Annotated in this window: 4 protein-coding genes and 1 pseudogene; 1 reads left to right on the top strand and 4 read right to left on the bottom strand. The window is 65.8% G+C overall.

Annotated elements, in window-relative coordinates; translation table 11 throughout:
* The 4 genes and pseudogenes from I5M_RS25240 to I5M_RS25225 all read right to left on the bottom strand — a co-directional run.
* A pseudogene (locus I5M_RS25240) lies at positions 1-428 on the bottom strand (aminotransferase class V-fold PLP-dependent enzyme); the annotation flags it as partial.
* A gap of 56 nt (positions 429-484) precedes the next feature.
* Positions 485-1339, bottom strand: coding sequence for an LssY C-terminal domain-containing protein (locus I5M_RS25235; RefSeq protein ID WP_022723940.1), 855 nt, complete (start codon positions 1337-1339; stop codon positions 485-487).
* Positions 1340-1369: 30 nt separating this feature from the next.
* Positions 1370-2098 carry a thermonuclease family protein gene (locus I5M_RS25230; protein WP_022723939.1) on the bottom strand — a complete coding sequence of 243 codons (729 nt, stop codon included), beginning with the start codon at positions 2096-2098 and terminating at the stop codon, positions 1370-1372.
* 116 nt (positions 2099-2214) lie between these two features.
* Positions 2215-3954, bottom strand: coding sequence for a hypothetical protein (locus I5M_RS25225; protein WP_022723938.1), 1740 nt, complete (start codon positions 3952-3954; stop codon positions 2215-2217).
* A 389-nt stretch (positions 3955-4343) separates the two neighbouring features.
* Between I5M_RS25225 and I5M_RS25220 the strand changes: the two genes are divergently transcribed.
* Positions 4344-5192, top strand: an 849-nt coding sequence (locus tag I5M_RS25220) for a caspase family protein (protein ID WP_031337529.1), incomplete at its 3' end; no start/stop codon positions are given.

The raw sequence follows: 5192 nt of genomic DNA, 5'->3' as shown, positions 1-5192 counted from the left end.
ACCTGTACCACCACGACGGCCTTGATCTCGTGCTGTGTGTCGCGGCGCAGTCGCTCCTCGACTTCGTCCGGCCGCACCGCGCGGCGCCAGTCACCCCTCAGCACCTCGACGTTGCAGCCCATCGCCTCGGCGGCATTGCCCCAGCCGAGCGCGAACCGGCCGCTTTCCAGCACCAGCACCTTGTCGCCGCGCGACAGCACGTTGCTGATGACTGCCTCCCAGGCGCCATGCCCGTTGGCGATGTAGATGTAGGACTTGCCTTTGGTGGCGAACAGCCGGCTGAGGTCGGTGTGCAGACTGTCGCTGAGCGAGACCATCTCGTTGGAGTAGATGTCGAGCGCCGGGCGATGCATCGCCTGCAGCACTTCGTCGGGCATGTTGGTCGGGCCGGGAATCGCCAGGAATTCCCGGCCGGCGCTGACGGCCATCCTGCTTGGTCCTTTGATCGGAGAAAAATTGACCATGCCGGCTCGGCCGGACGAATTCAAGGCGCTGGCGACACGCTGCCGATCGCCTCGGTGACGGTGCGGAAGATTTGATCCTTGATCTGGGTTGCAAGCGGGCTCGGCAGCACGTCGAGCGGGCCGTCGTGCTTCTTGCAGTCCGCCACCAGCCGCAAAATCCAGACCTCGCCGTCGGTGTAGTACGTATCGCCGCCGCCATTGCGGCCGGCGAGCGTCGGGCCGATACCCGTCACCTGGTACTTGGCCTCGACCATCTTGACGGCTTCGAGATCGCCGGCGAGCCTGGCGCGCTCCGCGTCGATATCCGGGTCGATGTGATGCGTCACCGCCCCGGTGTAGTGGCTGATGCCGACACCGCGATCGAAGGTGGCGCTGCCCAGCCAGACCGGGCGGCCCTCGTCGCCTTTGTCCAGCACCTTCCAGAACCGCACGTGGTTGCGTCGGTCGGCGCTGCCGCCGTCCGGCTTCTCGAACGCCAGATCCTCGCGTCGGCCGAGATAATACAGATTGGACACCGGCGCGTTGCGATACGGGCGGTCGAGCAGCACGCTGCCGGCGATCTCGATCGACGAGCGCAGCGTGATCGGATCGGCCGGCACCCAGTTGGCCGCCAGCATGGCGCAGACGACTTCCTTCTGGTCGCCGATCAGTCCGACGTTGATCGGATCGCCCGGAATGCCCTGCGCGGTCCGCGTCACCATCGGTATGTCGGCGAGGCGACGCTGATGCTCGTAGTGCGTCCAGAACATCGGCAGCGCCAGATAGGCCGCGAGCGTATACAGCGCGATCAGCAGCAGCGACCATTTGGCCGAGCGCCGCCACCGGCTGCGGCGGTGCGGCCTATGAGGAGGCGTGTGTTCGGGATGCTCAGCCACGTGGGATGTGCAGCCGGTGCCTTGGCCGGATCAGCGCCGCGTCTCGCGGCAGCCGGCGGCCTCGGCGTCTTCGACCGAGCAGAACCAGCGCGTGCCCTTGCTGACCTTCATCTGGATGCGCGCATACCAGCGGCTGGTCGGCTTGTGATAGATGCACTCGCCGGCCGTGTTGACGTTGCCCTTGATGGTGCAATCGGGCGACGGCGCCACCGGACCCGACGCCGACGCCAGCAGAATGTTGCGGGCGCCGTGCGGTGGTTTGGTGGCGCCAAGAATCGTGGTCTTCTTGCTGCGCAGCCGCCAATCCCAGGGCGCGATGAACGCGCCCTGCCACAATCCGGCGTGCGCATCGCGCGCCGCCTTCTCGTCGGCGTCGTAGGCGTGCGAGAATTTGGTGTAGGACAGCGCCCAGCCGCTCTTCACCAGCCATTGTTGAATGTCTTCGCCGTCCACCGTGCATTTGGCGACCGGGCGACCGGCCTTGGTGGTGCGGACGACCTGGCAATTGAAGGTCTTGCCGTCGGCATGCTGCGCCAGCGCATCGCGGGCCGCGACCCCGCAGGTCCAGCGTTCGCCTTTGGGGCTGAGGCAAAGCTGATCGCGCGACGGCGCATCGATGCCGGCGAGCCGCACCAGCTTGCCGCCGATCACCACCTGATCGCCGTCCCGCACCTTGCCGGGGCCGCTGATCTCGGCCGCTTGTGCGACTGCCGGCAGCAGCACGGCGGCTGCGATGAACAAAGCGAAAGGCTTCGGCATGGGGAAACTTTCGACGGAACACTGCACCGGGCGGGGGAGCAAAGGGCGCTGCCGATTGTGGTGCTAATTTGGCGCCGTGGCCAGTGCCGACCACTCAACTCGTCGCAACGCGCCTGCTAAGCTGAATGAGGCTGGTCCAGGATCGCCTTGCGGGCCAAAGCGAGCCCCAACAGTACAAAGGCCGAAGTCACTTCCGGACCGCCGACCAGGATGCGGGTCGGCGTCTTCATCTTGTTCCATTCATAGGCCCGGAACGGGGCGCCGCCGCGGCCTTCGCCGAGGTGGTTCAGGATGCAGTGCAGCGCCGGCGTCAGTTGCTGCTTCTCGCCGCCCAGATGGCCGAGCGCGATCAGCGCCAGCGCGGCGTCGAATACGTTCATGTCCCGGGCGATCAGCTCGTCGCGGACATAGTCCAGCACCTGGCCGCGGACGAATTCGAAAACGCCGTCCGGATCGATCGCCAGCCGCGCGGTCGCGTCAAGCGCACGGAACGCCGCGTAGCAGCGACCGAAATACGCGCAGTACAGTTCGGGCAGATAGTAGACGTGGGATTTCGGGTCGGCGAACAGGCCAGTGGCGACGAGGCGGCGATGGAAGTCGACGATCCTTCGCACCGTTTCGAGCCGCGACGGCGTCTCGACGATGCGCCACCGCGCGCAATTGCGGAAGCTGACTTCCAGCACATCGAGGTTGAGCGTCGGGTCGAGGTCGTTGCCGAACGGCCGCTCGCCGGCGAGGTTGTCGATCCAGGTGGCGATGCCGCCGTCGTAGTCGACATCGGGATTGAGCGGCACGGTGATCAGCGGGTCGTTGGCGCCGGCACGCGCCTGATAGCTGGCATAGAAGTCGATCAGCGGCTGATCGATGATCGGGTCGGTCGAGTTGGCCTGGCCGGCGGCCGAAATCGAGCACGCGGTCGTATCGCAATCCGGCACGTAGATGCCGAAGCCGAGGTCCTGCTTGATCTGGGCGAAGAACCGGCTGAACCGCGGGTGCGGTGGCGGCGCCAGCGCGGTGATCACATCGTAGCAGGTGCCGTCCGGCGTCCGCACGCGTTCGCGGCTGGTCTTCAGGCAGAACTCGGCCATGGCCGCAACAGCACTGCGTGCCGCCCTTGTCTCGTCGGGCGTCGCCAGGCCGGTGTCGATAAAGCTCAGCAGCGCCTCGATGTAGAAGGCGTCGTAATAGGCCGAGCGGTGCCGGATCTGCACCGGCGACCACATCGGCTCGGCGATGCCGCGCCAGGACGGATTGATCAGTCCGGCGGCCGGCGAGCGGGCGATGAACACCCGCGCCAGATTGAACAGCAGCGTCGAATTCTTGTAGCCGCGGGCATTGAGCCCGGTCAGCGCCGCGGTAAATTGCTGCGGACCGAAATCCGGATCGCCGATCAGGTTGAAGGCCGCATAGGCCGGGATGAAGCCGTTGCGCGTGAACGACTGCAGCAGATGATCGCCGCAGGCGCGAAGGGCATTGTCGATATCGGCCAGCCGCGGCGGCTGCGTCGGCGGCGTGACGACCAGCGGATGCGGATGCTGCAGCTTGACGGTCTCGAGCAGATCGGCGACCGGTTGCGCGACCGCGCTCCAGTCCGGCTCGGCGCCATCACGCGCCAGGATCAGCGCATCGCGGAGCGCGCGAAAGCGGGTGGGGTCGTGCAATTCGGGCAGGCCGGCGGCGCGCAGCAACGGGCGGAGCGCCGGGTTGCCGAGGGCGGTCTTGTAGAACTTGGCGATGTGCGGATCGCCCCCTTTGTGGCCGATGAAGACGGCGTCGCACAGATCGTAAAGCGAAGGGGCCTGCTTCTTGGCAGTCAGCGCCTGCCAGGCGGCGCCGGCCATGCTCGCAATATTCATCTGTCAAATCCGCCGAACCCGATCGGGGCGACAAATCGCATGCTCACTCCGCGATTACAAATATCAAGAGGTCTAAATACAAACTGCCGTTGAACCTTCGGGCCGAAGCTTAGTCAGAGATATTCGAAAGCTTAACCGCCAGGCTGGCAATGCTTGAAAGACGAACGGAGTCCTCGGCAGCTTAGTGGTAGATCTGTTTGGCGTCGGAAGTCCTTGTTGTTCCAGCCAAATCCAGCCGGTCTTGCTTGCCCGGGCTCGAACTGTTAAGGGTTTCTTATGGTGCGGTGCCGCAAATCGAGCGCAATTGATCCGCATTGAAATCGCTCCCTTGAAAACCTGAACGGCTTGGACGCGGCATCGGCTGCGCGCGCCGATAAGGACTGGTGATGATGAAATTCCGGCTGCCCCGGCTTTCTGCTCGCTCGCTGACCACCGGCGCCGCTGTCGTCGGTGTCGTGTCGCTGGCGATCGGTGCCCATGCGGCGCTGAACAAGCGTTCGCTCGAAGCCGCCCGGGCCACCCATATGGCTGCCGACCACGGCCAGCTGCCTGCCGCCGGCCGCTACGCGCTGGTTATCGGCAACGGGCACTATCCGGACGCAAGCGCTCCGCTGGCCCAGCCGATCAACGACGCCCGTGCGATGACCGGCGCGCTGCGCCGCGAAGGCTTCGAAGTCGATGTGGTCGAGGACGCCAGCCGCGACGACATGCTGCGTGCGGTCGATCGCATGAAGCAGCGCGTCGGCAAGGACAGCGTGGTGATGCTGTATTTCGGCGGCTACGGCATCCAGGCCGGCCGCGAGAACTACATGATCCCGGTCGATGCCCGGATCTGGAAGGAATCCGACGTCCGCCGCAGCGGCGTCAGCATCGAGAGCGTGCTGGACGCCATGAAGGACAGTGGCGTTCGCACCAAGCTGGCGATCGTCGATGCCTCGCGGCGCAATCCCTATGAGCGCCGCTTCCGCGCCTATTCGCACGGCCTTGCGCCGATCGACGCCCCGTCCAACGCGCTGGTGATGACCTCGATGACGCCCGGCAAGGTGATCGAGGACGGCCGCGGCGACAACAGCGTACTGGTCAGCGCGCTGCTCGGCTCGACCTCGTCACGCTTCGCCAGCGCTGAGGCGGCTTTCACCAAGACGCGTCTTGCGGTGACGCGCGCCACCAACGGCGCGCAGGTCCCGTCGGTGTCGTCGTCAATGGTCGACGACGTGTCGCTGACCCCCGGGCCGATG

This window comes from Rhodopseudomonas sp. B29 (assembly GCF_000333455.1).
In the GTDB taxonomy this organism is placed as follows: Bacteria; Pseudomonadota; Alphaproteobacteria; order Rhizobiales; family Xanthobacteraceae; genus Rhodopseudomonas.
This window is presented reverse-complemented; position numbering and strand designations above follow the sequence as displayed.